This is a genomic window from Polaromonas hydrogenivorans (assembly GCF_040105105.1).
GTDB lineage: Bacteria > Pseudomonadota > Gammaproteobacteria > Burkholderiales > Burkholderiaceae_C > Polaromonas > Polaromonas hydrogenivorans.
Genome location: NZ_CP157675.1, coordinates 664,091 through 689,053, shown reverse-complemented (window position 1 = coordinate 689,053; position 24,963 = coordinate 664,091). Strand labels below are relative to the sequence as shown.

20 protein-coding genes and 2 pseudogenes are annotated in these 24,963 nt (G+C 65.4%); 14 read left to right on the top strand and 8 right to left on the bottom strand.

The genetic code is table 11. The features are described from left to right. Positions 1-129: 129 nt before the first annotated feature. A pseudogene (locus tag ABLV49_RS03370) lies at positions 130-942 on the top strand (IS91 family transposase); the annotation flags it as partial. Positions 943-1,438: 496 nt separating this feature from the next. Here the strand turns inward: ABLV49_RS03370 and ABLV49_RS26000 are convergent. The 6 genes and pseudogenes from ABLV49_RS26000 to ABLV49_RS25995 all read right to left on the bottom strand — a co-directional run. Beyond that, positions 1,439-1,684 (bottom strand): hypothetical protein, encoded by a 246-nt coding sequence (locus ABLV49_RS26000; RefSeq protein ID WP_415838227.1) that lies wholly within the window; start codon positions 1,682-1,684, stop codon positions 1,439-1,441. A 140-nt stretch (positions 1,685-1,824) separates the two neighbouring features. Further along, a complete protein-coding gene (locus ABLV49_RS03365) occupies positions 1,825-3,045 on the bottom strand; it encodes a 6-phosphofructokinase (RefSeq protein WP_349280192.1) in 1,221 nt (406 codons plus the stop codon). Positions 3,046-3,164: 119 nt separating this feature from the next. Then, complete coding sequence (locus ABLV49_RS03360) at positions 3,165-4,535, bottom strand: Fic family protein (RefSeq protein WP_349280191.1); 1,371 nt, start codon at positions 4,533-4,535, stop codon at positions 3,165-3,167. A gap of 152 nt (positions 4,536-4,687) precedes the next feature. Then, positions 4,688-5,764 (bottom strand): TAXI family TRAP transporter solute-binding subunit, encoded by a 1,077-nt coding sequence (locus ABLV49_RS03355; RefSeq protein ID WP_349280190.1) that lies wholly within the window; start codon positions 5,762-5,764, stop codon positions 4,688-4,690. Between the two features lies 1 nt (position 5,765). Beyond that, positions 5,766-6,398 (bottom strand): hypothetical protein, encoded by a 633-nt coding sequence (locus ABLV49_RS03350; RefSeq protein ID WP_349280189.1) that lies wholly within the window; start codon positions 6,396-6,398, stop codon positions 5,766-5,768. 72 nt (positions 6,399-6,470) lie between these two features. Continuing rightward, a pseudogene (locus ABLV49_RS25995) lies at positions 6,471-6,569 on the bottom strand (hypothetical protein); the annotation flags it as partial. Between the two features lie 540 nt (positions 6,570-7,109). On the opposite strand from ABLV49_RS25995, the gene ABLV49_RS03345 reads away from it, so the two are divergent. From ABLV49_RS03345 to ABLV49_RS03305, 9 genes are all read left to right on the top strand, one after another. Continuing rightward, positions 7,110-7,823 (top strand): YebC/PmpR family DNA-binding transcriptional regulator, encoded by a 714-nt coding sequence (locus ABLV49_RS03345; RefSeq protein WP_349280188.1) that lies wholly within the window; start codon positions 7,110-7,112, stop codon positions 7,821-7,823. Between the two features lie 21 nt (positions 7,824-7,844). Further along, entirely contained in the window at positions 7,845-8,417 is a 573-nt protein-coding gene (gene ddpX, locus ABLV49_RS03340) for a D-alanyl-D-alanine dipeptidase (RefSeq protein WP_349280187.1), read from the top strand. Between the two features lie 71 nt (positions 8,418-8,488). Beyond that, complete coding sequence (locus tag ABLV49_RS03335; RefSeq protein ID WP_349280186.1) at positions 8,489-9,079, top strand: hypothetical protein; 591 nt, start codon at positions 8,489-8,491, stop codon at positions 9,077-9,079. 156 nt (positions 9,080-9,235) lie between these two features. Next, positions 9,236-9,469 (top strand): DUF2789 domain-containing protein, encoded by a 234-nt coding sequence (locus tag ABLV49_RS03330; protein ID WP_349280185.1) that lies wholly within the window; start codon positions 9,236-9,238, stop codon positions 9,467-9,469. A gap of 217 nt (positions 9,470-9,686) precedes the next feature. Continuing rightward, entirely contained in the window at positions 9,687-12,545 is a 2,859-nt protein-coding gene (locus ABLV49_RS03325) for a cation-translocating P-type ATPase (RefSeq protein ID WP_349280184.1), read from the top strand. Positions 12,546-12,694: 149 nt separating this feature from the next. After that, a complete protein-coding gene (locus tag ABLV49_RS03320) occupies positions 12,695-14,440 on the top strand; it encodes a PHA/PHB synthase family protein (RefSeq protein WP_349280183.1) in 1,746 nt (581 codons plus the stop codon). Between the two features lie 66 nt (positions 14,441-14,506). After that, positions 14,507-15,322 (top strand): enoyl-ACP reductase FabI, encoded by an 816-nt coding sequence (fabI, locus tag ABLV49_RS03315; RefSeq protein ID WP_349280182.1) that lies wholly within the window; start codon positions 14,507-14,509, stop codon positions 15,320-15,322. Between the two features lie 34 nt (positions 15,323-15,356). Continuing rightward, positions 15,357-16,793 carry a bifunctional enoyl-CoA hydratase/phosphate acetyltransferase gene (locus tag ABLV49_RS03310; protein ID WP_349280181.1) on the top strand — a complete coding sequence of 479 codons (1,437 nt, stop codon included), beginning with the start codon at positions 15,357-15,359 and terminating at the stop codon, positions 16,791-16,793. Next, positions 16,790-18,025 carry an acetate/propionate family kinase gene (locus tag ABLV49_RS03305; RefSeq protein ID WP_349280180.1) on the top strand — a complete coding sequence of 412 codons (1,236 nt, stop codon included), beginning with the start codon at positions 16,790-16,792 and terminating at the stop codon, positions 18,023-18,025. The genes ABLV49_RS03310 and ABLV49_RS03305 overlap by 4 nt, the downstream gene beginning before the upstream one ends. 782 nt (positions 18,026-18,807) lie before the next feature. Here the strand turns inward: ABLV49_RS03305 and ABLV49_RS03300 are convergent. Both ABLV49_RS03300 and purT read right to left on the bottom strand, forming a co-directional pair. Further along, positions 18,808-19,914, bottom strand: coding sequence for a mechanosensitive ion channel family protein (locus tag ABLV49_RS03300; protein WP_349280179.1), 1,107 nt, complete (start codon positions 19,912-19,914; stop codon positions 18,808-18,810). A gap of 8 nt (positions 19,915-19,922) precedes the next feature. Further along, positions 19,923-21,128 (bottom strand): formate-dependent phosphoribosylglycinamide formyltransferase, encoded by a 1,206-nt coding sequence (gene purT, locus ABLV49_RS03295; protein WP_349280178.1) that lies wholly within the window; start codon positions 21,126-21,128, stop codon positions 19,923-19,925. A gap of 198 nt (positions 21,129-21,326) precedes the next feature. On the opposite strand from purT, the gene ABLV49_RS03290 reads away from it, so the two are divergent. From ABLV49_RS03290 to ABLV49_RS03275, 4 genes are all read left to right on the top strand, one after another. After that, positions 21,327-21,929 (top strand): molybdopterin-dependent oxidoreductase, encoded by a 603-nt coding sequence (locus ABLV49_RS03290; RefSeq protein ID WP_349280177.1) that lies wholly within the window; start codon positions 21,327-21,329, stop codon positions 21,927-21,929. A gap of 67 nt (positions 21,930-21,996) precedes the next feature. Next, entirely contained in the window at positions 21,997-22,938 is a 942-nt protein-coding gene (locus ABLV49_RS03285; protein ID WP_349280176.1) for an ATP-binding cassette domain-containing protein, read from the top strand. Continuing rightward, positions 22,935-23,795 (top strand): ABC transporter permease, encoded by an 861-nt coding sequence (locus ABLV49_RS03280; RefSeq protein WP_349280175.1) that lies wholly within the window; start codon positions 22,935-22,937, stop codon positions 23,793-23,795. Before ABLV49_RS03285 ends, ABLV49_RS03280 begins: the two co-directional genes overlap by 4 nt. 141 nt (positions 23,796-23,936) lie before the next feature. Continuing rightward, positions 23,937-24,962, top strand: coding sequence for a chemotaxis protein CheB (locus ABLV49_RS03275; protein WP_349280174.1), 1,026 nt, complete (start codon positions 23,937-23,939; stop codon positions 24,960-24,962). Position 24,963: the final 1 nt, after the last annotated feature.

Below are 24,963 nucleotides of genomic sequence, written 5' to 3'. Positions count from 1 at the left end.
ATCGGCCTCGTTCTTCGACAGGAGCACGATCATGATCCCTTCGACCCAAGCCATCTCGCCGCTGCGCCAGCGCATGCTCGACGACATGCGCATGCGCAAGCTCGAACCCAAGACTCAGGCCGCCTACGGTTGCTGACCATCGCGGCGGATCCGAAGCACCTGGGCGCCAGCATCGGTGCGACCCTGGTGCTGCACACATGGGGGTCGGCGTTGACGCATCACCCGCATGTGCACGGGATCGTGCCAGGCGGCGGTTTGTCGCCGGACGGCGAACGTTGGGTCGCCTGCAAGCCCGGGTTCTTCCTGTCCGTGCGCGTGCTGTCGCGGCTGTTCAGGCGGCGCTTCCTCGAAGCACTCACCCAGGCGCATCGCTCCCATCGGTTGCGGTTCTTCGGCGAGCTCGCTGCTCTGGCCGACGCGCGCGTGTTCGCCGACTGGCTCTGTCCACTGCGCCAGTGCGAATGGGTGGTCTATGCCAAGCGCCCGTTCGCCGGCCCCGAAGCGGTGCTGGCCTATCTGTCGCGCTACACACACCGGGTGGCCATCTCCAACAGCCGGCTTCTCGCCATGGACGAGCGGGGCGTCACGTTCCGCTGGAAGGACTATCGGGCCGAGGGCCGCACGCGCCACAAGACGATGACGCTCGATACCGACGAGTTCATGCGTCGCTTCCTGCTGCACGTTCTGCCCGCTGGCTTGCATCGCATCCGCCACTACGGATTTCTGGCCAACGGCAACCGCACGGTCAAGCTGAGGCGCATTCGCGAACTGCTGGTGCAAGAAGTCGATGCCGCCGCGCAAACATCGAGCGTCGATGTCGGGCCTTGTCCTGCTCAACCGGCCTTCCTCTGTACGCACTGCGGCGCTCCGATGATCGTCCTGCTGACCTTCGCTCGCGGGCAACCGATCCGCGCACCACCCCAGCGGGCTCAGGCACCATGAGTACAAAGCTGCATCAGCGTTCGAGGCAACCTCGATCCCTCGTCTTCGTGGGTCGCGAGGTGCTTTTGTCTTCATGCTCAACGAAGGCCCTTGTAGCTCGTCCTGTCTCCGGCCAAGTCAAGGTGACGACTTCGATCCGCTGCGCTGTGCCAACGACATTGGCCGGTTCGCCAGGCGCATCGTCGGCGCCGACTCGCCCCCAGCACCCCGAATCCCCATAGATTCGTCGCTTTCCCAAGCCCTTGCGGTGCATTGCGCGGTTTCCTCCTTCGAGGCTTGTCCAACACCTGCCCTCATGCCGTCGTCATGCTTGACGCTGTCATGTCGCACGGGCAGGCATCGGACAACCCTTAACTAAACCTGCCATTTCAGCGAATGCCTGCTTTCTCTGCAAAGGAGTCGCTGGCGGACCCATTTAAAAATGCTGAATATGCGTTGTTCAAATTAGCTGCTCACACTTTCCAGCAGTCAAATCAAGTGGTGGTTTCCTCATGAATCAAGCGCCGCGCCTACCAGCCGCCCCGGCCACTGCGCAGCGGGGCCTTGGACAAACACTTTTGCCGTTCATCAGCCAGTGGAACTTGCCGCCTTCGATGCTGAAGCTCACGCATTGGCAATTCGATGGAATGTCGGGGTTGCGCGCGATGAGGCTGCCCGCCGTAGGCGATGCGATTCGGGCGGGCTGGCCGGGCGGCGCGCATGGACCCGATTGAGGCGATACGGCATGAGTCAGCCGGCTCACGCCTTCAGCGAACTATCAAAAACATAGCTGCTTGTGCCCACCCCTATAGCGCAAGAGCCTTATTTAATGCGCAAACCCCGGTTAAAGGCGGCCGTGACACGCGGAATGGGCGCCCACCAGACACGCCGTGCGGGGCGGCTTCAGCGGCCGGGATTCAGCACCTTCGCCACCGGATGATGCCGCAGCCTGAACGCGTCGGGCATGCCCGAGCCCAGCAGCGGGCGCAAATACATCCTGAACGCATCGGTCACGTCGGTGCCATTGGATGCGATGAATTCGTCCTCCATCACCCGCGTCTTGCCGGCCACGGCGCTAAGGGGCAGCAGCTCGTAATCGACCGAGTAAAAGCCGGTGCGCTTGATGGCGACCGAGCCGTCCTGCGTGCCCCACATCGCGAACTGCACCGCCTTTTCGCCGACCTCGCGGGCTTCGCGCTGGTCCACGTCGGACACGCAGCCGATGAACGAGCGCTGCAAATAGCCGAAGGTGTCGCCGCGCACCCGCTTGATGCCCAGCTTGGACTTGATCTCCTCGCACAGCAGGTCGGCCAGCGCGCCGTTTCCCGAGAGCTGCACGTTGCCGTGGGCGTCGTGCTCCAGGTCTTTGGCCAGCAGGCTGGCAATCGGCGCGCCCGATGCATCGTGGATGCCCTCGGACACGGCGATCACGCAGCGCCCGAAGCGCTCGTAGGCCGCCTTCACGTCGGCGAGAAAATTCTCCAGCACAAAGGTGCGCTCGGGCAGGTAGATCAGGTGCGGGCCGTCGTCGGGGAACTTCTTGCCCAGGGCGGAGGCCGCTGTCAAAAATCCGGCATGGCGGCCCATCACCACGCCCACGTACACGCCGGGCAGCGCCGCGTTGTCCAGGTTGGCCCCGGCAAAGGCCTGCGCCACGAAGCGCGCGGCCGACGGAAAGCCCGGCGTGTGGTCGTTGCCCACCAGGTCGTTGTCGATGGTTTTCGGGATGTGGATGCTGCGCAGCGGGTAGCCGGCCTTTTGCGCCTCCAGGCTGACGATGCGCACCGTGTCCGACGAGTCGTTGCCGCCGATGTAGAAGAAGTGCTCGATCTGGTGCGCCTGCAGAACCTTGAAGATTTCCTGGCAGTAGCGCATGTCGGGCTTGTCGCGCGTCGAACCCAGCGCCGAGGACGGCGTGTTGGCCACCAGTTCGAGGTTGTGGCTGGTTTCCTGCGTCAAATCGACGAAGTCCTCATTGACGATGCCGCGCACGCCGTGGCGCGCGCCGTAGATGCGCGTGACCTCGCCAAAGCGCCGCGCCTCCAGCGCCACGCCGACCAGCGACTGGTTGATCACCGCCGTCGGACCGCCACCCTGGGCGACGAGTATTTTTCCGGATGCCATGGTTTTTTTCCTTGAAGGTTGGCCGGCTGGGGCAATCAAGCGCCGAATGCTGGCTGGTTGCGATGTCGAAACACGCCATGCAATAGACCACATCATGACGGGCCAGGCAAGTCCTGAATTCAGAGCGAATGCTGCGCCGCGTTCCAGGCGCTCAACTCGGACGGGCGCAGCCCATAACGGGCCAGCACCCCTTCATGCAGGCGGCGCAGTTCCTGCACGACCAGCGCCTGCACATCGTCGCGGTCCGCCTGCGGCACTTGCCCCATGGCCTGCGCAATGGCGGCCAGCGCATCGGCATGGGGATGTTGAACCACCTCGCGGATCGTCTGCCTGATCAGTTCCCGATAAGCCAGCCGGGTCGGGTCGGGCTCGGCCAGTTCCTGCTTGATGGCCAGGTACTCCTGTGTTGAGCGTTCGTAAGCCCAGACATACAGGTCGCGCAGCAACTCCACCCGCGTCAGCTCGTACACGCCCAGCGTGGCGCAGCTATAGGCCTGCTCTGGCACATCCAGAAAGGTCAGCGGGCACAGGTTGGCCCGGAACAGCGGCAAGTTGGCCGCCAAGCGCGACGTGCGCTTGTTTATATCGGCGAACGGCTGTAAATAGGGCAGATGCACCATGGCAAAAAATGACTGCTCGAACGGGTCGGCGATGGCGTTCAGCTTGCGCAGCAAGACCTCCAGCGTTTCGTCGATCTGCTGCGGTGTTGACAGGGGCCGGTACACGCTCTGGCCAATGTCCACTGCATGCTGGCGAATGCGGCCCTCGTCGGACGGATTGGGCAGCAGGTTTTCCGCCAGCGCGCTGTGCAGATTCATGAGCAGGTAGCGACTCAAGCCAGCGCTGCCGGCGCCAACGGCGCTGTCCACCAGCAATTCAATGGCGGTCTTGTGGTTCAGGATCATCTGCGTTTCGATGGCCGCCTTGCCGCGCGCAGCCCGGCCCTGCTCGATCAATTCCACCGTGTCCAGGCGCGAATAGGTGTTGCCCTCCAGATGGCTTGAGGCCCACGACAGGTCAATCAGCAGCCGGTTCAGAATGGCACGGCTGTAGGTGCCCGCAGGTTCATCCGCCAGCGTGGTCTTGCCCATGTTGTGCAACTGGCGGCGCAGCGACTCGGGCAGATACCCGCTCACGTTGGGCTGGTAGGCATCGAGAAAATCACGCTGGTAGCCGACCGGCCTGCGCGCCAGCAGCGGCTGATCGACATAGGCCACGATGTCCCGGCTGTCTGCGGACAGGGGGATTTGGGGCGGGAAACGGTCAGTCGATGCAATGGCGCTGGCCGGGGCCGGCAGCGCAGGCGCCGCCGCATACCGCCGGGCGCGCCCTTCGCCGCTGGCGGTGATTTGCCCCTCGCGGCTCCATTGGCTGATCCAGCGCTGGACGGTGCGGCGCGCCAGCTCGGGGTGCTGCGCCAGCAACTCGGCGAGCGTCAGGCCGGTGACGGACGATTGAATGCTTTTGAGCAAGGCGGCGGGGGCGGTCATGGGGATTTTTGGCGCGGTTTGGCTGAAATGTGGCGCGATTGTGGCGCAGTTCAATAAACTGCGCCACTGGCATGGCGCGATTCACTGAATTCTGCGTCACCTCGGCTGAGGCGCGGCAGCTTCTTCCCGAGCCCGCAATCCCTTGCGCAGGCCTATTTGCACAGACCCAGGATGCGTTCCTGCTGCGGGCACTCCTTCGCCGGCGGCGGCGATGGCTTCACCCGGCGGACCACCCTCTTTCTTGCGGGCTCTCCGGCGATGCAGGAGCGGAGTTCGCGCGTCGTCGGGCCGTAGTAGAACCATCCACGGCCGAGGTCCGGCAGCGCAAGCTCTACCTCGCGCCACTTCGGGTGTCCCTTTTCCTGCAGCACCGAAAAGTTCTGGCACAGCGAACGCGCCATGCCCCGCAGGTGGCTTTCGGTGTCCTTCAGCTGGAAGTCGTAGGTGACGAGGAAGGCCTTGACGGCCAGCCCGGCAATATCCTCCGTGAGCAGGTTGGGATAATTGCTGGCGCGCACGCTGGCTTGAAAATAGGTCTTGAGCACCGCCTTGCTGGAGGAATGGCCGGGGTCGAACTTGAGCAGCTTGATCAGTTTTCGCGACTCGGGCTTCATGTCAACGAGCAGTTTGGCGGGCTGCCCGGCAACGACCGCGACCACGTCAAGCGTCTTGTCCGTGACCAGCCTGGCCAGCGCCTCCTCGTTGGACAGGTAGCTCGCGCTGGCGTCCGGCATGGCTTCGCCAAACATCAGGCGGTAGAGCGTTGCCGAGGTCAGCGCCGTGCCGCTGCCCGACTCGCCTGCGTTGATCTTTGCATTCTTGATCTCGTGGATGAAGTTGAACTCCGAGTCGGCCCGTGCGATGAAATAAATTTCCTCGTTGTACAGCGGCATGATCACGCGCAGCGGCGCGATCATGTCGCGGGCGGCTGCGTTGCCGCCGGCGGCGATGTCGAGGAAGGACTGGTAAACGTCCGACTGCACCAGGGCCAGTTTGACGCCCGGCTCGTAACGCAGCAGCCGGACGTTCTCCGCCGATCCGGCCGAAGGCAGGGCGTCAAGCTTGATGTCCGCCGAGGGCGCCACGAACTGGGCCAGGTCGCGCCCGATCTTGATATAGGTTCCGCGCTCCGAAGCGGTGACGATCTTGTAGTCCACCGCAGCGGCCGCCGCCGGGCCGTGGCAGAGCATCCCGGCCATCAGCAGCGTGCCCAATACGAGTTTTTTCATGTCAATGCCCCTCCTGTTTGGTATCCGGATTGCAAAATCCAAGGGTTGCGACGGCTGGCGGACAGTCCGTGAAAAGCGCTGGCGCCTGGCGGGTTTGCACGTCGGCCTGCGCAGGCGATGAGGGCTTTTGAAGCCCATCGTTGCCGGTCTCAAGCGTCAAGGCGGAGTCAACCCGTGCCTCGGCGGGTGAAGGCGCGACTTCTGCGGGCGCTGGCGCGCCGGACACGTCCGGGGCCGCCTGCCTTTCGCCCTGCGCCGCCTTCTGCTCAGCTTGCTCAGGCTGCTGGTCGCGGACATAGACGTACACGAAATTCATGACCAGCGCGAGCAATAAGGCCGCGCCCAGCATGAGCCACCGGCGCCTGGACCGGGTCGCGGCCGCAGCGGCTTCGGCTGAACCCGTTTGATCCGGCGTGCGCTCCTCAAGCTTGCGCCACATCAGCGATGCCGCATCCATTTCGGATAAAAACGTGTCATCCACGGCTTGCGTCTCGGTCGGCGAGTGCGCCAAGTCACGCCTGGGAGGCGCCGCCTCCGGGCCTGCACCGGCCGCATCGTCCGGTGCGGCAGGGATCGCATCTTTGCCGGGTGTCGCTGGCGCCAGCAGGGAGCCGGGTTCCGGTTGCGCAGGCATGGTGAGCCTGGCGCCGCATTGGGAGCAGTTCTGCGCGACCCGCTCGTTGAGCGCTCCGCACCGGCCGCAGGCTTGCAGATCGAGCTGCGTGCCACACTTGTTGCAGAACACTGCATCGGCCGGATTGAGGTGCTTGCACAGAAGGCACCGGAGGGGGACTATCGACGACATCTGAAGCAGGCGCCCTTCATGAAGCAAGCGCAGGGGTTACATCCAGGCCATGATTCATCACGGCCGCTGCTCCGGGCGCTCAAAAAATCAGCGGCACAGGGGGCTGTCCCCATGCCAGCAACTCCGGCAGCATGGCTTGCCGCTTCGATCTTGCCGCCAGACACTGTCGGTCTTGCTAATCATTAAATGCAAGGAATGAAGCGCTGCGGTTGAGAAAAATCAACGGCGGGCAAGTCCGTGGCGAATGCCGCCCCAGCCTCTATGAAAAAGATAGCTGCTCATGCCCGCCCGTATTGCGCAAAAGCCTTGTTTGATGCCAAAATCTGGTCAAAAACCAGCCTTGAGCCGCTTCGCGCGTCCCGCAACCGGCCGTGGCCCATCGTGCGGGTACCCCGTTTGTCCCCATGCACCCCGGCCATAGGTGTATAACCTAATCCCCTTGGGTCATGCGCCGTGTCTTTTCAGGCAGCACGCATGCCCTGATCTCCCCCGAATAAAGCCAGGCGCATGAGAGCGCCACAACATCAAGGAATTTCAAGCATGGGCGCGCAATGGAAAGCAAAAGGCAAGGATCTGGCCGCAAACGCCAGGGGCCGGCTGTTTGGAAAATTGTCCAAGGACATCATGATCGCGGCGCGCAACGGGGCCGACCCGGCTTCGAACTCGCGCCTGCGGCTGGTGGTGGAGCAGGCACGCAAGGTCTCCATGCCCAAAGAAACCCTGGACCGGGCCATCAAGAAAGGCGCCGGCTTGAGCGGCGAGGCGGTTCATTTTGAACATGTCATTTACGAAGGCTTTGCGCCGCACCAGGTGCCGCTCATGGTCGAATGCCTGACCGACAACGTGAACCGCGCCGCCTCCGAGATGCGCGTGCTGTTCCGCAAGGGACATCTGGGCAGTTCCGGTTCGGTGGCCTGGGACTTCGACCATGTCGGCATGATCGAGGCCGAGCCGCTGGCCACCGGCGCCGACCCCGAACTGGCCGCCATCGAAGCCGGCGCGCAGGACTTCGAGCCGGGCCACGAAGACGGCACGACGCTGTTCCTGACCGACCCCACCGACCTCGACCTGGTCAGCCGCGCGCTGCCCGCCCAGGGCTTCACCGTGCTGTCGGCCAAGCTCGGCTACAAGCCCAAGAACCCGATTGACCCGGCCAGCCTGAGCCCCGGGGATTTGCACGAAGTCGAGGCCTTCCTGGCGGCGATTGATGAAAATGACGATGTGCAAAATGTGTATGTGGGCCTGGCGGGCTGAGGCGGGCCGGCGCTTCAATCCATGCCTAAGCAGCCCCGACTGATCCACATCACCGAGCAAAACCATGATGTCCTGGTTGACCTGATCTATGCCGGCGACAACAACTTCACCGGCCAGGCCATCTACGACCATCCGCTGTGTTTCTTGCACCCGCAGGCCGAAGCCGGTTTGCGCCAGGCCATCGTGGCGGCGCGCGGTTTTGGCCTGCGGCTGAAGATTCTCGACGCCTTCCGGCCGCAGGAGGCGCAGGAGGCCTTATGGGCCGTGGCGCCCAACCCGGACTACATCGCCGACCCGAAAATCGGCTCGAACCACACGCGCGGCGTGGCCGTTGACCTGACGCTGGTCGGCGCCGATGGTGTGGCGCTCGACATGGGAACGCCGGTGGACACCATGAGCCCGGCCTCGCACCACTTCCATGCCGGCCATCCGGCGCACATCCAGGTCAACCGCATGTGGCTGCTGACCGTCATGCTGGAAGCCGGCTTCGTGCACCACCCGCGCGAATGGTGGCATTACCAGCTGCCGGGCGCGGAGCGCTTTCCCCTGATCGACAGCCACGCCTTCATGACCTGCCTGCACGCTGGCGGCTGAAAAACCCGCATGGTGCCAAGCCTGCCGGGCTGCAGTTCGGAACACGAAAATCCTGGCGTATGCTGCGACGCATGAACGACAAAATCAACCAGTTGCTGTCGCAGATGGCCGCGCTTGAAGCTGAACTGCGCACGGCGGTTCACCAGCAGGAAAGCCGGGTCTTCTTCCAGATCAAGGGCAAGCGTGTCGAGTTTGAAAAGTCGGCCAGGGACGCGCACCGCAAGCTCAAGACCGGCGTGCTGCGCTGGCTGGTGAAAGACCGGCCGCAGAACCTGATCACCGGGCCGCTGATCTACGGCATGATCGTTCCGCTGCTGATGCTCGACGCCTGCGTGAGCTTTTACCAGTGGGTCTGCTTTCCGATCTACGGCATTGCCCGGGTGCGGCGCGGCGACTACCTGGTGTTTGACCGGCGGCACCTGGGCTACCTCAATGCCATCGAGAAATTCCACTGCACCTACTGCGAATACGGCAACGGACTGATGGCCTACATGACGGAAATCCTGGCGCGCACCGAGCAGTATTTTTGCCCCATCAAGCACGCGCACAAGATTCTGGGCACGCACGCGCGCTACCACCGCTTCCTGGAATACGGCGAGGCCGAGGCCTACGAAGCCAGGCTGGAAGAGTTCCGGGTGGCGCTGGGCAAGGAAGTGAAATGACCCACCGGCCAAGGCATGCTTCGAAATCCGGCGCGTGCCGGCCTGAGCGCTGCGCGAATCACCTTTCGGCAGCAAGGTGATTGCGCCTGCTGGTGTTCAATTCGGTGTTCAATCCTGTGTTACCGCCCTTTAAAACCAACCACGTCAGGAATGCTCATGGACCAGCCAATTCACCCATTCAGCGAACTCTTTGCGCAACTTGGCCTGCCCGCCGACGAACAGGCCATCAGGCAGTTCATCGCATCGCACGCCCCGCTGAGAAGCGACATTGACCTGGCGGACGCTCCGTTCTGGACCGAGTCCCAGGCGGTGTTCCTGAAAGAAGAAAAGCTCGAAGATGCCGACTGGGCAGAGCTGGTCGATCAGCTGAACCTGGCGTTGCGCGGTTAAGTATCTGGCAAATAACAACTTCCCGTCCGTCATTCCCGCGAAGGCGGGAATCCAGCGACACGGGCTGAAACGCTCAAACGAGTCTGGATACCCGCCTTCGCGGGTATGACGCAGGGAAGTTATTGCTGACCGCAGCCTAAGCGGCCGCACTGCCCGGTGCTAGAGTCATCCCTGCCCGGCAGCATCCTGATGCCGGTGCATGAAGGACGGCATCAGCATGACTTCCAGTCACGAATCGAGTCGAAACGAGCCGGCAGCGGCGCCGCATGAAACCCGCCTGTTCCTGGTGGGCGACGAGGGCCGCGTGCAGCCCCTGGCGCATGACCGCTACGTCGCGCTCGTGCGCGGGCAGGCCACGGCGCCCGAGTTTTCCGGGTGCCGCTTCATCCTGGTGGACTGGTATGTGCGACTGGCGGGCAGCCAGGCGCAGGCCGTCGTCAACGAAACCTGCAGCTGGCTGGCGTTTGACGCGGCAGGCCGTCCAGACCCGCACGCCGCCCATGCCATCGAAGCCCCGGCCCTGCCCGGCGAAGCGCAGTGGACGCAGATCCGGGAACGGGTATTCGGCGGCGCGCCGCAACCGTGCGGCCTGAGCGCCGCCGAGGCCGCACGGCGGCTGGCCGCTGACGGCGCCAACCTGCTGCCGGGCAGCGCGCCCAAGTCCAGCGCCGCCATCGTGCGCAAGGTGGTGATGGAGCCTATGTTTTTGATGCTGCTGGCCGCCGGCGGCATTTACCTGGCGCTGGGCGACCCGGCCGAGGCGCTGTTTTTGCTGGGCTTCGTGTTCGTCGTCATCGGCATCACGCTGGTGCAGGAGCGCAAGACGCAGCGGGCGCTGGAGTCGCTGCGCGAGCTGTCGGCGCCGCGCGCGCTGGTCATGCGCGATGGACAGGAGCAGCGCATTCCGGGCGCCGGCGTGGTGCGCGGCGATGTTCTGGTGCTGCACGAGGGCGACCGCATCGCCGCCGATGCCCGGCTTTTCGAGGGCCAGCTGGAGGTGGATGAATCGCTGCTGACCGGCGAATCGGTGCCGGTGGCAAAGGTCATTGGTGCCGACTTGTTCGCCAGCACCGTGGTCACCCGGGGCGTGGGCCTGGCCGAGGTGCAGGCCACGGCTGGCGCCACCGCCGTGGGCCGCATCGGCGCCGATCTGGCCAGGACCACCGAGCCGCCATCGGCCCTGCAGCGCGCCTCGCGCCAGCTGGTGCGCCGGCTGGGCGCAGCGGCCCTGCTGCTGGCCGGCGCGCAGGTGCTGCTCGGCTGGTGGTGGAACGGCCGGCCGCTGCTGGAAAGCATTCTGTCCGGCATTGCGCTGGCCATGGCCATCCTGCCGGAGGAAATCCCGGTCATCCTGACAGTGTTCCTGGCGCTGGGCGCCTGGCGCATCTCGAAACAAAAAGTGCTGACCCGGCGCATGTCGGCGGTCGAGGCGCTGGGCGCCATCACCGTGCTGGCGGTGGACAAGACCGGCACGCTGACCGTCAACCGCATGGAAGTCGCCGAACTGGAGACTGGCAGCGCCCGCTTCACGCCCGACAAGGCCAGCGAACTGCCGGAAGAATTCCACCTGCTGACCGAATTCGCCATGCTGGCCACGCCGGGCGACCCGTTCGACCCGATGGAAAAGGCCATCCAGCGCTTCGGCCACGACTGGCTGGCCGGCACCGAGCATGTGCATGACGGGCGCGAACCGGAGTTTGAATACGCGCTGTCGGGCGAGATCCTGGCGATGACGCGGGTGTTCGCCAGCAGCGCGCCGACGCAGCATCTGCTGGCCACCAAGGGCGCGCCCGAAGCCGTGGCCGACCTGTGCCACCTGCCCACCGCCCGGCGCGAAGCCATCCGCGCGCAGGTCGAGGCCATGGCCGGGCGCGGCCTGCGCGTGCTCGGCGTGGCGCGCGGCCGCTGGACCGGCGCGCCCGCAGCGCCCGATGCCGCACCCGCCTGGCCGCGCAGCCAGCATGACTTCGACTTTGAATTCCTCGGCCTGCTCGGGCTGGCCGACCCGCCGCGCCCGGAGGTTCCGGCGGCGCTGGCCGAATGCCGGCGCGCAGGCGTGCGCGTCATCATGCTGACCGGCGACCACCCGGCCACGGCCCGCGCCATCGCCCGCCAGGTCGGCCTGTCGGAGCGGCCCGAGGTCATCACCGGCGACCAAATCGCAGCGCTGGACGATGCGGCATTGCGCGAGCGGCTGCGGCACGCGGACCTGTGCGCACGCCTGCAGCCGGCGCACAAGCTGCGCCTGGTGCAGGTGCTGCGGGCCGGCGGCGAGGTGGTGGCCATGACCGGCGACGGCGTCAACGATGCGCCCGCGCTGAAGGCCGCCGACATCGGCATCGCCATGGGCGAGCGCGGCACCGACGTGGCCAGAGAAGCGGCCGCGCTGGTGCTGCTGGACGACAGCTTTGCGCGCATCGTCGCCGCCATCCGGCAGGGCCGGCGCATCGACGACAACCTGCGCAAGGCCACGCGCTTCACCTTTGCGGTGCATGTGCCGGTCATCGCACTGGCGCTGGTGCCGACGCTGCTGCAGTGGCCGGTGCTGCTGATGCCGGTGCACATGGTGCTGCTGCAGTTGCTGATCGACCCGGCCTGCTCGATTGTTTTTGAAGCCGACCCGGAAAGCCCCGGCCTGATGGAGCGCGCGCCGCGCCCGGTGTCGGACTCGCCTTTTGGCGTGGCGCGGCTGGGCCACGCGGTGCTGCAGGGCCTGGGCGTTGCCGGCCTGCTGCTGGCCGGCTATGCGTGGCTGGCCGCGCAAGGCTGGAGCGCCGCGCAGGGCCGAAGCGTGGTGTTCTGCACGCTGATGCTCAGCGTGATGCTGCTGATCCTGGCTAACCGGGATCTGCGGCGTTCAGCCCTGCTGGGCATGACGCGTGCCAACCCGCTGCTGTGGCGCATGGCCGTCGCCATGTTCGGGCTGCTGGCAGCGGTCTTGTACCTGCCCTGGCTGCGCCAGCTCATGGGCCTGGCGCTGCCCGGCCTGGCCGGTCTTGCGGCCGGCGCCGGGCTGCTGGCGCTGTGCGCCGTCTGGCTGGAGCTGGTACGGCTGGCCGGCGGCGCGCGGGCCTGACGGGGCCATGAACCCCGTGGCAACCTCTTGCCTCTTGCAGTGGCCGCACTGTTACCTCACTTACCTGAAAAACGCGTCATGGCGCGGGAAGCCCGACAGGCGATACCCCTACCATGGCTGATGCCGCTTTTTAACCGCGAGGAGCTTTCATGAACGACGTTCAAACGACCGCGCAGACCCTCATTCCCCGGGATCTGGACAAGCCGCTGCACAGCCAGCTGGCGCGCTTCACCCACGGCGTGTCGCCCGCGTCCCTGGCCGGCGCCTACCTGGACTGGCTGACCCATCTGGCGCTGTCGCCCGGCAAACAGCAGGAGCTGCTGGTCAAGGCCGTTGAAAAAGAAGTGCGCATCGCCTGGCATGCCTTGCGGGGTCCGTTTGACCATTGCAAGCCGTGCATCGAGCCGCTGCCGCAGGATCGGCGGTTTAGCGCGCCCGAATGGCAGAAATGGCCGTTCAACCTGATTTACCAGTCCTTCCTGCTGCACCAGCAGTGGTGGCACAACGCCGCCAGCGGCGTGCCCGGCGTGACGGCCCACCACGAGCATGTGGTGACCTTTGCCACGCGCCAGTTGCTGGACATCGTGTCGCCGTCGAACTTTCTCCTGACGAACCCCGAAGTGCAGGCCGCCACGCTCAAAAGCGGCGGCGTGAACATGGTGCAAGGCGCGCAAAACTTCCTCAAGGAATCGCTTCGGCTGGCCGCCGGCCGGCCCCTGCCGGGCACCGAGAATTTCCGGCCCGGCAAGGAGGTGGCCGTGACGCCCGGCAAGGTGGTGTTTCGCAACCACCTGATCGAGCTGATCCAGTACAGCCCGCAGACCGGCAGCGTGTTTGCCGAGCCGCTGCTGATCGTGCCGTCGTGGATCATGAAGTACTACATCCTGGACCTGTCGCCGAACAACTCGCTGGTGAAATACCTGGTCGAAAAGGGCCACACCGTGTTCATCCTGTCCTGGAAAAACCCCAGCGCCAAGGACCGCCACCTGGGCATGGACGACTACCTGAAGGCCGGCGCGATGGCCGCCATCGACGCGGTCAGCAGCATCGTGCCGGGCCAGAAAATCCAGGCCATGGGCTACTGCCTGGGCGGCACGCTGCTGGGCATTGCCGCCGCCACCATGGCGCGCCACCATGACGAGCGCCTGAACAGCCTGACCCTGCTGGCCTCCGAACTCGACTTTGAAGACCCCGGCGAGCTGGGCCTGTTCATTGACGAAAGCCAGCTGTCCTTCCTGAACGACGCGATGGCCAACAAGGGCTACCTGGACGGCAAGCAGATGGCCGGCGCGTTTGCCCTGCTCAATTCGCGCGACCTGGTGTGGTCGCGCATGGTGCATGACTACCTGATGGGGGGCAAGCACCCGGTCAACGACCTGATCGCCTGGAACCTGGACGCCACCCGCATGCCCTACCGCCAGCACAGCGAATACCTGCGCCACCTCTACCTCAAGAATGACCTGGCCGATGGCCATTACCTGGTCGATGGCAAACCCATCGCCCTGTCCGACATCTGGATACCGATTTTTGCGCTGGGCACCCAGCGCGACACCGTCTCGCCCTGGCATGCGGTGTACAAGATTCACCTGCTGGTTCCGGCCGAGGTGACGTTTTGCCTGAGCAGCGGCGGCCACAACGTGGGCGTGGTCAACCCGCCTGGCGAGGGGGTAAAGCGAAGCTACCAGATCGCCACCCGCAAGGCCGGTGCGCGCTATATCGACCCGGACACCTGGCACGCCAGCATGCCCGAGCATGAAGGCTCCTGGTGGCCGGCGCTGGAGCACTGGCTGCACCGGCATTCCGGCGAGCGGGTGGCCGCGCCCGCGATGGGCAACGCGGCGGGCGGCTACCCGGTGCGGGAAGATGCGCCCGGCCGCTATGTGCTGGCGCCCTGAGCAGGCCAGCGGGGCTCAAACAGCAAACTCATCACTGCGTCACACCGGGTGCGTAACATCGGGGCCATGAACACTGCCATCACCCCGCAAAACACCCCGGAAACCACCCCGCACGCCCTGCCCATCCTGGCCGGCAAAAAAGGCCTGATCGTGGGCATCGCCAACGACCAGAGCATCGCCTACGGCTGCGCGCAGGCCATGCAGGAACTGGGCGCCACGCTGGCCATCACCTACTTCAACGCCAAGGCCGAGCCGCATGTGCGCCCGCTGGCCGCGCAGCTCGGCGCCGACATCACCGTGCCGCTCGATGTGGAGCAGCCCGGCCAGCTCGAAGCGGTGTTTGCGCAGATCGAGCAGCGCTGGGGCAAGCTTGACTTCGTGCTGCACGCCATCGCCTTTGCGCCGGCGGCCGACCTGCACGGCCGCATTGTTGACAGCAGCGCCCAAGGCTTTGCCCGCGCCATGGATGTGTCGTGCCATTCGTTCATCCGCATGGCGAAACTGGCCGAGCCGCTGATGACGGAGGGCGGCACGCTGGTCACGATGAGCTACTACGGCGCGCAAAAGGTCATCGACCACTACGGCATCATGGGGCCGGTCAAGGCCGCGCTTGAAGCCACGGTGCGCTACCTGGCCGCCGAACTCGGCCCCGCCGGCATCCGCGTGCATGCCGTGTCGCCCGGCCCGATCAAGACGCGGGCCGCATCGGGCATCGGGGATTTCGAGCAACTGCTGGACGATGCCGCCAGCCGCGCGCCCCAGCACCAGCTGGTGACCATCGCCGACGTCGGCGCCGTCACCGCCATGCTGTGCAGCGACGCGGCCCGCGCGCTGACCGGCAACGTCACGTATGTCGATGCCGGCTACCACGTCATGGGCTAAGCGGCCCGCACCCTCACAACAACAAAGGCTAGCCATGGATTCGCTCAGCACCCAGCCCGGCCCGTCGGCCGATTTTCTTGAAAACCATCCCTTCGCCGGGATTCGCGTCGGCGACGGCGCCAGCCTGGTGCGCCAGGTCACGGAGCGCGACATCCAGCTGTTTGCCGCCGTCTCGGGCGATGTGAACCCGGCGCATGTCGATGCGCTGTATGCCAAAACCAGCCACTTCCACGAAATCATCGCCCACGGCATGCTGGGCGGCTCCTTGATCTCGACCGTGCTGGGCACGCAGTTTCCCGGCCCGGGGACGATTTACCTGGGCCAGACGCTCAAGTTCCTCAAGCCGGTGCACATCGGCGACACCTTGACCGTGACGGTCACAGTCACCGCGCTGAAGGCCGCCAACCGCCAGGTGTGGCTGGACACGCGCTGCGTCGATCAGGACGGCGATGTGGTGATTGACGGCCAGGCCCATGTGATTGCGCCGGCCGACAGCCTGCGCATCCTGCGCACCGACCTGCCCGAGCCGCTGATGGCCGACAGAAACCTGCGCTACGACCAGCTGCTCAATGCCGCCAAGAGCCTGCCCCGCATCAGGATGGGCGTGGTCCATCCGTGCAGCCGCGAGGCGCTCGAAGGCGCGCTGGACGCCGACCGGCTGGGCCTGATCCAGGCCATCCTGATCGGGCCTGAGCCGCGCATCCGCAGCCTGGCCGGCGAATGCGGATTTGACCTCAGCGGCTTTTCGATTGTCGATGTGCCGCACAGCCATGCGGCGGCCGCCAAGGCGGTCGAGCTGGCCCGGGCCGGCGAAGTCGAGGCGCTGATGAAGGGCAGCCTGCACAGCGACGAGCTGCTGTGCGCGGTGGTCAACAGCCAGACCGGCCTGCGCACCGAGCGCCGCGTCAGCCATGTGTTCGTGCTCGACGTGCCGCGCTATCCCAAGCCGCTGCTGATCACCGACGCCGCCATCAACGTCGCGCCCGACTTTGACGCCAAGGTCGATATCGTGCAAAACGCCATCGACCTGGCGCATGCGCTGGGCATCAAGCAGCCCAAGGTCGCCATTTTGTCGGCGGTGGAAACCGTCACGCCCAAGCTGCGCTCGTCGATGGACGCCGCCGCCCTCTCAAAAATGGCCGACCGGGGCCAGATCACCGGCGGCCTGGTCGATGGCCCGCTGGCCTTTGACAACGCCGTGTCGCTGGCCGCCGCCAAGACCAAGGGCATCAATTCAGAGGTCGCCGGCGACGCCGACATCCTGGTGGTGCCCGACCTGGAGTCGGGAAACATGCTGGCCAAGCAGCTCGAATACCTGGGCGGCGCGCAGGCCGCCGGGCTGGTGATGGGCGCGAAAGTCCCCATCGTGCTGACCAGCCGGGCCGACTCGGCGCATTCGCGCATTGCCTCGTGCGCCATCGCCCTGTTGCTTATCGCCCACCGGCTCAGGGCGCTGGCAGAACCGGCATGAAGCAGGCGCTGCTGGTCATCAACTCGGGCTCGTCCAGCGTCAAGTTTGCCGCCTACGACGTGATCGAGCCGGATTCGACCCTGGCGCGCATCGCCAACGGCCGGATCGAAGGCATAGGCGGCAAGCCGCGCCTGCTGGTGTGGGGGCAGGACGGCGCGCTGCTCGAAGACCGGCGCATCAGCGTGTCGGCCGACCCGGTGCTGGGGCCGGAAGAAGCGTTTGAAGCGCTGTTCGACTGGCTGGGCCGGCACGCGGCGGGCCGAACGCTGCTGGCCGTGGGCCACCGGGTGGTGCATGGCGGCGAGCGGTTTGCGCGGCCGGCCCTGGTCACGCCGGAGATCTTGGCGCAGCTCGATGGCTTCACGCCGCTGGCGCCGCTGCACCAGCCGCACAACCTGTCGGCCATCCGGGCGATTGCCAGCCTGCTGCCCGATTTGCCGCAGGTCGCCTGCTTCGACACCGAGTTCCACGCCACCCAGCCGTGGGTGGCGCAGGCTTGCGCGCTGCCGCGCCACATCACCGGGGCCGGCGTGAAGCGCTACGGCTTTCACGGCCTGTCGTATGAATACATCGCCAGCGTGCTGCCCGGCCATCTGGGCGCGGCGGCGAATGGCCACGTCGTCGTCGCGCATCTGGGCAACGGCGCGAGCCTGTGCGCCATGCAGGACCGGCGCAGCATCGCCTCGACCATGGGATTCACCGCGCTCGACGGCCTGATGATGGGCACGCGCTGCGGCAGCCTGGACCCGGGCGTGGTGCTGTACCTGATGAGCGGGCTGGGCATGAGCGTTCAGGCGGTTGAAAAGCTGCTCTACGAGCAGTCGGGCCTGCTGGGCGTGTCGGGCATTTCGGGCGACATGCGCACCGTGGAGGCCAGCGATGCACCCGAGGCACGGCAGGCGATTGAGCTGTATGTGTACCGCGTGGGCCAGCAGCTCGGCAGCCTGGCCGCGTCGCTGGGCGGGCTCGATGCGCTTGTTTTTACCGCCGGCATTGGCGAGAACAGCGCCAGCCTGCGTCAGCGGATATGCCGGGATGCGGCGTGGCTGGGCGTTGCGCTGGACGAGGACGCCAACCAGGCGCAGGCATCCGGCCCACGCTGCATCAGCACGCCGGGCAGCCGGGTGGCGGTGTGGGTCATTCCGACGAACGAGGAATTGATGATTGCCCGGCACACCCAGGCGGTGCTGCAGGGGCGCGGCGCGCACGACTGGCGCGCGGACGGCATGTAACGCTGCTTGGTGGTGCTGGCACCTGAAGCCACTATTAATTTAATAGCTGCTTGCGCTTATGCGTATTGCGCAAAAGCACTTTTTTGCTTGAAAACTGGTGGCTATTCAGTGCATGCTGCGGGCTGGGGCTTGGCTTGAGGCTTTGGCGAAATCTGTTGCTTGATTTGTGGCTGGGTTGACTTTTCTGGGTTGGGCTGGCCGGGTTTTCGCCCCGGCGGGCGACTCACTTTCTTTGCTTCGCCAAAGAAAGTAAGCAAAGAAAGGCGACCCTGCTGTCCGCGACCCCTTCGCTGCGCTACGGGGCACCCTGCGGTGCTCAGTCCAGCCGGGGTCTCGTGCAAACTCGCCTGCGGCTCAAACAAGCACGAGCCCTGATCCGTCTGGCCTTCCGCCCCTCAGCGCTGACAGAAGGGGGGCTCGGGGAAAAAACCCAATACCAGCAGCCCAACAGCCAGCAACCGAATACGCAGAGCGCGCAAGCGCGCTCTGCTCCCCGCTTCCGAATCCGAATCCGCCCCCAAACCCATCCTGGCCGAGCCTGTGCTGGGCGAGCAAAGCGGGATCAGGGCTCGTGCTTGTCTGAGCGCAGCGAGTTTGCACGAGACCCCCGCTTTGCTTGGCCAGCACAGGTTGCCCGAAGCGAAGCGCAGGGACTCGGACTGCGGGTCGCCTTTTCTTTGGTGACTTTCTTTTGGCGAAGCAAAAGACAAGTTACTTGCCGCCGGGCAACCCCCGGCCAGCCCAACCACGAAAAGCCAACCCAAAAATCAACCCTCACTCGCTCAAGGCAGCGGCGGCACTTCCGGCCAAGCCACAGCCATCGGCCCGGTCAGTTCAGCCCGCATCAGCGGCAAATGCTGCGGCCAGTCGCGCTGCATGCAATCGACCAGCGCCTCGCGCACCTTGCAGCGCAAATCCCAGTTCAGGCTCGAATTGTTCGAAGTCACCAGCACGCGCAGCTGCATGCTGCGCTCGCCCGCCTCGACCACCTGCAGCAGGCACAGCCGCTTGTCCCACTCGGGGGCAAGCTCGCAGGCGCGCTGGGCGGCTTCGCGCAGCGGCGCCAGCGGCATGCGGTAGTCCACCCACAGGAACACCGTGCCGATGATCTGCGCGTTCTTGCGGGTCCAGTTCTGGAACGGGTTTTCAATGAACCACTGCAGCGGAATGATCATCCGGCGCTCATCCCAGATTTTCAGCACCACGTAGGTACCGGTGATTTCCTCGACCCGGCCCCACTCGTTCTGGATGATCAGCACGTCGTCGATGCGAAACGGCTGCGCCAGCGCGATCTGCAGCCCGGCGATCAGGTTGCTGAAAATCGGCCGCGCGGCAATGCCGGCCACCAGCCCGACCACGCCGGCCGACGCCAGCAGGCTGGCGCCGATCTGGCGCGCGCCCGGAAAGGTCATCAGCATCAGGGCCAGCCCGGCCAGCAAGATGACGAACATCGCGGTGCGCGACAGCATGCGCGTCTGGGTATGGATGCGGCGCGCGTTCAGGTTGTCCTCGACATCGACCGGGTGCAGGCCGATCACGCCCTGCGCCACGCCGCGCGCCGCGCGCAGGCCCAGCCAGGTCAGGCCGGTCAGCAGCAGCAGGACGTTGACATGGCGCACGCCGTTGATCAGCGGAAAGCTCTCGGGCGCAATCTGCCAGACGGCCTGCAGCGCAATCAGCGGCAGCAGCAGCAGGGCGGGCGTCTTGCATTGCTGCGCCGCCCGGTTGGCCACCGGCATGGAGCGCGTCAGGCGCAGCACCACGGTCGCGCTCACGCGGTACACCAGCAGGGCCAGCAGCACGCAGATACCCGCCGCCAGCAGGATGCGCAGCGCCGAATCGTCGGCCCAGGAGATCAGCGCACGCAGTTCAGGAAAACTCCGGCTCATGCCCGGCCCTAGCCCGCCGCGCGCGGCCTGACCTTGGACGCCGCCAGCGCGGCATGCGTGCGCGCCACGTCCACATCGGCATCAAACGCCAGCGCCACGCCCATGCGGCGCTTGGCGAAACTCTCGGGCTTGCCGAACAGGCGGATGTCGGTATTGGGCACGCGCAGCGCGTCGGCCACGCCCTCGAACACAATGCCCGCCGCATCGATGCCGCCATAAATCACGGCGCTGGCGCCCGGACTCTTGAGCGCGGTATCGACCGGCAGGCCCAGAATGGCGCGCGCATGCAGTTCGAACTCGTTTTGCCACTGGGTGCACAGCGTCACCATGCCGGTGTCGTGCGGGCGCGGGCTGACTTCGCTGAACCAGACCTCGTCGCCCTTCACAAACAGCTCGACGCCGAACACGCCCTGTCCACTCAGGTTACCGGTCACAGCCCGGGCAATCTCCTGGCTCTTTTCGAGCGCCGCCGGGCGCATCGGGTGCGGCTGCCAGCTTTCGACATAGTCGCCGCTGACCTGCCGATGGCCAATCGGCTCGCAAAAATGCGTTTCCACCTGGCCGTCAGCACCCAGCGCGCGCACCGTCAGCAGCGTGATTTCGTAGTCAAAATCAACAAAGCCTTCGACGATCACCCGGCCACGGCTGACTCGCCCGCCGGCCATCGCGTGGTCCCAGGCCGGCGCCACGTCTTTCGGCAAGGCGATCTTGCTCTGGCCCTTGCCCGACGAACTCATCACCGGTTTGACGACGCAGGGATAGCCGATTTTCGAATCAATCGCGGCCTGCAGCTCTTCGAGCGAATCGCAGAACACATACGGGCTGGTCGGCAGGCTCAAGGTTTCGGCGGCCAGGCGGCGAATGCCCTCGCGGTCCATGGTCAGGCGCGCGGCCCGGGCCGTGGGAATCACGCGCACCGTGCCAGCGGCTTCGAGTTCTTCGAGCATGCCGGTGGCAATCGCCTCGATCTCGGGCACCACCAGGTCGGGCTTTTCCTTTTCAATCAAGGCCTTGAGTTGCGCCGGATCGCTCATGGTGATGGTGCGCGCGTGGTGCGCGACCTGCTGGCCGGGCGCGTTGTCGTAGCGGTCAACGGCGATGGTTTCAACGCCCAGGCGCTGCAGCGCGATCAGCACCTCCTTGCCCAGCTCGCCGGAGCCGAGCAGCATGACTTTGGTGGCGTGGGGGGACAAGGGGGTTCCGAAGGTGGTCATGGTGCGGGAGGGTAAAGAATGAAAAAAACCGGCCCCGGTCAAAAGCCGGACGCGCCGGCTTGCGGCTGACAGCTACTGTACTTCACTGAAGTGAAGCCGCCGGGAATGGGCACGGCGCGCGTCAAACGACTGATTGCAGTGCCACGGCATCGAGCAGATGTGTAGCATCTACAGCTCATTTCAACTTGGAATTTTTTCATGAAAAAACGTCATTTCCTGAACGCCTCCATGGCGGGCGCGGTGGCCGGCGCGCTTGCAATGCCCTCCTGGGCTGCGGCGCAAGGCAGCCGCCGGGCACAGTCAGGCCCGACGCTGCTGACGGTCAGCGGCCGCATCGGCGCGGGCAACCGTGGCCCGCTCGACCCGGCGCTTGACCAGATGATGGCCAAGCAAAAAATCATGTTCGACAAGGCACAGGTCTTTGACTTTGCCGCCATCACGGCCCTGCCCGCCGTCACCATCAAGCCGACGCTGGAATACGACGGCAAGCCGCATTCGCTCAAGGGGCCGTTGCTGCTGGACGTGATGAAAGCCTGCGGCGTGAAGGCGGGCGACAAGACGATGCTGTTCCTGCGCGCCGTGGACGGCTACGCGGCGCAGGTTTCCGCTGCCGATGCGGGCAAATACCGCTTCATCGTGGCAACGCACCTTGACGGCCAGCCGATGGCGCTGGGCGGCCTCGGTCCGCTGTGGGGCGTCTATGATGCCGACCGCTTTCCCGACATGGCGGCCAAACCCCTGCCCGCGCGCTTTGCCAACTGCCCGTGGGCCACGTATCACATCGAGGTCAGGGAGGGCTAAGCCTGGCAAACGCGAGGGAACGCCTCGAACTCATGCGTGCGCCACGCCTGATGGGCACAATAGCCGCATGACCCAGCCCCTTTTTGAAGTCGTTGACCTGAGCAAGCGCTACGGCGGCAACACCGTCGTCAACCAGCTGTCGTTTTCCATTGCGCCCGGCGAATGCCTGGGCGTGATCGGCCCGAACGGCGCCGGCAAGACCACCACCATCCGCATGTGCCTGGGCCTGACCAGCCCCGACTCCGGGCGCATCACCTACTTCCCTGGCGGCCAAAGCGCCAGCCTGTCGATGCCGCAGGACGCGCTGGCCATCAAGGAGCAACTCGGCATCGTCAGCCAGTTCGACAGCCTGGACCCGGATTTCTCGTGCGCAGAAAACCTGCTGGTGTTCGGCCGCTATTTCGGCCTGAAGGATTCGGTGATCAAGGAACGCATCCCCAGGCTGCTGGAGTTTGCCGCCCTGACGCACAAGGCCGACGCCAAGCTCAGCGAACTCTCGGGCGGCATGAAGCGCCGGCTGAGCCTGGCGCGCGCGCTGGTCAACGACCCGCAGCTGCTGCTGCTCGACGAGCCAACCACCGGCCTGGACCCGCAGGCCCGGCATTTGATGTGGGAGCGGCTGCAGCGGCTGGTGCAGCAGGGCAAATCGATTTTGCTGACGACGCACTTCATGGACGAGGCCGAACGCCTGTGCAACCGCCTCTTGGTGCTGGACCACGGCAAAAAGATGACCGAAGGCACGCCGCGCGACCTGATTGCGCAGAACCTGGAGCCCGACGTGGTCGAGGTGTACGGCGCGGGCGCCCTGGCGCTGGTGGACTCACCGCTTAAGGCCATGGCCGCGCGCGTCGAGGTCAGCGGCGAAACCGTGTTTTTCTACACCAGCGACGCCAAGCGCCTGCTGGCCGCCCTGACCGATTACCCCGAGCTGCGCACGCTGCACCGCCCGGCCAACCTCGAAGACCTGTTCCTCAAGCTCACCGGGCGCCAGATCAGGGAAACCGCATGATGAACGAAGCCACCACCTCAACACCCAAACCAACTCCGGCACCAACGCCAGCGCAGGCCCCCCAGCCGGCCCTGTTCAGGCCGCCGCAGATCAGCTGGCGTTGGCTGCCGGTGTTCCGGCGCAACCTGCTGGTCTGGCGCAAGCTGGCCGTGCCCAGCCTGGTCGGCAACATCGCCGAGCCGCTGATCACGCTGGTCGCCTTTGGCTACGGGCTGGGTATGCTGATCGGGCAGGTGCAATTGAACGGCAGCGCCGTGCCCTACATCCTGTTCCTGGCCAGCGGCTCGATCTGCATGAGCGCGATGAATGCCGCGTCGTTCGAGGCGCTGTATTCGGCGTTTTCGCGCATGAACGTGCAGCGCACCTGGGACGGCATCATGAACGCGCCGGTGCGGCTGGACGACGTGGTGTTCGCCGAAATGCTGTGGGCCGCGTACAAGTCGCTGTTCACCAGCGCGGTCATTTTGGCGGTGATGCTGGCGCTGGGCATCAGCCACAGCCCGATGCTGCTCCTGGCGCTGCCGCTCTTGGGGCTGGTGGGCATCGTCTTCGCCAGCATCGCGCTGATCTTCAACGCGCTGGCCAAGGGCTATGACTTTTTCACTTATTACTTCTCGCTGTTCCTGACGCCGACGATGTTTTTGAGCGGCGTGTTTTTCCCGCGCGACCAGCTGCCCGGCGTGATGCGCGTCATCTCCGACTGGCTGCCGCTGACCGCCGCCGTCGAGCTGATCCGCCCGCTGTTCCTGGACCAGTGGCCGGCGCAGGGCCTGCGGCACCTGGCCGTGCTGGTGGCGTATGGCGTGGCCGCGTTCTGGATCGCGCTGGCGCTGACGCGCAGGCGGTTTCGGAACTAAAAATGGCTTTTGCGCAATCAGGATGGGCGCAAGTAGCTATTTTTTTCATAGCAAAACATCAACAAGGCGCAGCGCAGGCCATCAAGCTGCCGTGCCCTGAACAGGCAAGCCGTCCAGGCCAGACTGCCCTAGACTCATCCAATGGAAAACTCACCCTTGCCGAAACGCGACATCGTGGTCATCGGGGCGTCGGCCGGCGGGGTCGAGGCGCTGCGGGGCTTCTTTGCGGCCTTGCCCGCCGACCTCGATGCCGCCGTTCTGGTGGTGCTGCACATTCCGGCCGACACACCGAGCCAGCTTGACCAGGTGCTGGCGAATGCGACGCCGCTTCCCGTCGTGATTGCCGAAGATGGCCAGCCGATTGAGCACGGGCGTGTTTATGTCGCCTCGGCCGACCGGCATCTCATGGTCACGCCGCAAGGCATCCGGCTCAGCCGGGGTCCGAAAGAAGTCCGCGCCAGGCCTTCGGTCGATGTGCTGTTTCGCTCGGCCGCCACGGCGTTTGGCTCGCGCGTCATCGGCGTAATCCTGAGCGGCGCACTCGACGACGGCACGGCCGGGCTCTGGGCGATCAAGGACCATCAGGGCGCCACGCTGGTGCAAATCCCTTCGCAGGCCATGCATCCCTCCATGCCCGAAAGCGCGATTGCGCATGTCGAGGTGGATTTTGTCGGCACGGTCGAAGCGCTGGCCGCCAAGGTCAGGGAACTGGTCGGCACCGCCGCGCCCGTGGTGGCGGCCAGCGCCTTCAGCCTGCAGCGCGCCATGGAAAACGACATCGCCATGCAAGGCAATGCGCTCAAGGCCGGCATCATGAACCTGGGCAAGGTTTCCCCCTACACCTGCCCCGATTGCCATGGCGTGCTGATGCAGATCGAAGAAGGCACGATTGTTCGTTTTCGCTGCCACACCGGCCATGCGTTTTCGCTCAAGACCCTGATGGCCGAGATCAACGACGCCATCGACCAAAGTCTGTGGGCGACCTTGCGCGCCGTCGAAGAGCGGGTGATGCTGCTGCGCCAGATGGAACAGCTGGCGCTTCGTTCCGGCGCGAACGACACGGCAGCGCAATGGCGCAAGCAGGCCGATGACTCGGAACAGCGGCTCCAGCCGCTGCGCGACCTGGTGCTTGATCCGGGATTTTTCGGGCATGCGTCCAAGAACTGAA

Bases quoted from the DNA above. Each gene is read 5' to 3' on its own strand.
- ABLV49_RS03310 (WP_349280181.1), top strand. From the start codon at position 15,357: ATGGATTCGCTCAGCACCCAGCCCGGCCCGTCGGCCGATTTTCTTGAA.
- ABLV49_RS03285 (WP_349280176.1), top strand. From the start codon at position 21,997: ATGACCCAGCCCCTTTTTGAAGTCGTTGACCTGAGCAAGCGCTACGGC.
- fabI (WP_349280182.1), top strand. From the start codon at position 14,507: ATGAACACTGCCATCACCCCGCAAAACACCCCGGAAACCACCCCGCAC.
- ABLV49_RS03280 (WP_349280175.1), top strand. From the start codon at position 22,935: ATGATGAACGAAGCCACCACCTCAACACCCAAACCAACTCCGGCACCA.
- ABLV49_RS03275 (WP_349280174.1), top strand. From the start codon at position 23,937: ATGGAAAACTCACCCTTGCCGAAACGCGACATCGTGGTCATCGGGGCG.
- ABLV49_RS03320 (WP_349280183.1), top strand. From the start codon at position 12,695: ATGAACGACGTTCAAACGACCGCGCAGACCCTCATTCCCCGGGATCTG.
- ABLV49_RS03300 (WP_349280179.1), bottom strand. From the start codon at position 19,914: ATGAGCCGGAGTTTTCCTGAACTGCGTGCGCTGATCTCCTGGGCCGAC.
- ddpX (WP_349280187.1), top strand. From the start codon at position 7,845: ATGCCTAAGCAGCCCCGACTGATCCACATCACCGAGCAAAACCATGAT.
- purT (WP_349280178.1), bottom strand. From the start codon at position 21,128: ATGACCACCTTCGGAACCCCCTTGTCCCCCCACGCCACCAAAGTCATG.
- ABLV49_RS03325 (WP_349280184.1), top strand. From the start codon at position 9,687: ATGACTTCCAGTCACGAATCGAGTCGAAACGAGCCGGCAGCGGCGCCG.
- ABLV49_RS03330 (WP_349280185.1), top strand. From the start codon at position 9,236: ATGGACCAGCCAATTCACCCATTCAGCGAACTCTTTGCGCAACTTGGC.
- ABLV49_RS03305 (WP_349280180.1), top strand. From the start codon at position 16,790: ATGAAGCAGGCGCTGCTGGTCATCAACTCGGGCTCGTCCAGCGTCAAG.
- ABLV49_RS03360 (WP_349280191.1), bottom strand. From the start codon at position 4,535: ATGACCGCCCCCGCCGCCTTGCTCAAAAGCATTCAATCGTCCGTCACC.
- ABLV49_RS03350 (WP_349280189.1), bottom strand. From the start codon at position 6,398: ATGCCTGCGCAACCGGAACCCGGCTCCCTGCTGGCGCCAGCGACACCC.
- ABLV49_RS03355 (WP_349280190.1), bottom strand. From the start codon at position 5,764: ATGAAAAAACTCGTATTGGGCACGCTGCTGATGGCCGGGATGCTCTGC.
- ABLV49_RS03365 (WP_349280192.1), bottom strand. From the start codon at position 3,045: ATGGCATCCGGAAAAATACTCGTCGCCCAGGGTGGCGGTCCGACGGCG.
- ABLV49_RS03335 (WP_349280186.1), top strand. From the start codon at position 8,489: ATGAACGACAAAATCAACCAGTTGCTGTCGCAGATGGCCGCGCTTGAA.
- ABLV49_RS03290 (WP_349280177.1), top strand. From the start codon at position 21,327: ATGAAAAAACGTCATTTCCTGAACGCCTCCATGGCGGGCGCGGTGGCC.
- ABLV49_RS03345 (WP_349280188.1), top strand. From the start codon at position 7,110: ATGGGCGCGCAATGGAAAGCAAAAGGCAAGGATCTGGCCGCAAACGCC.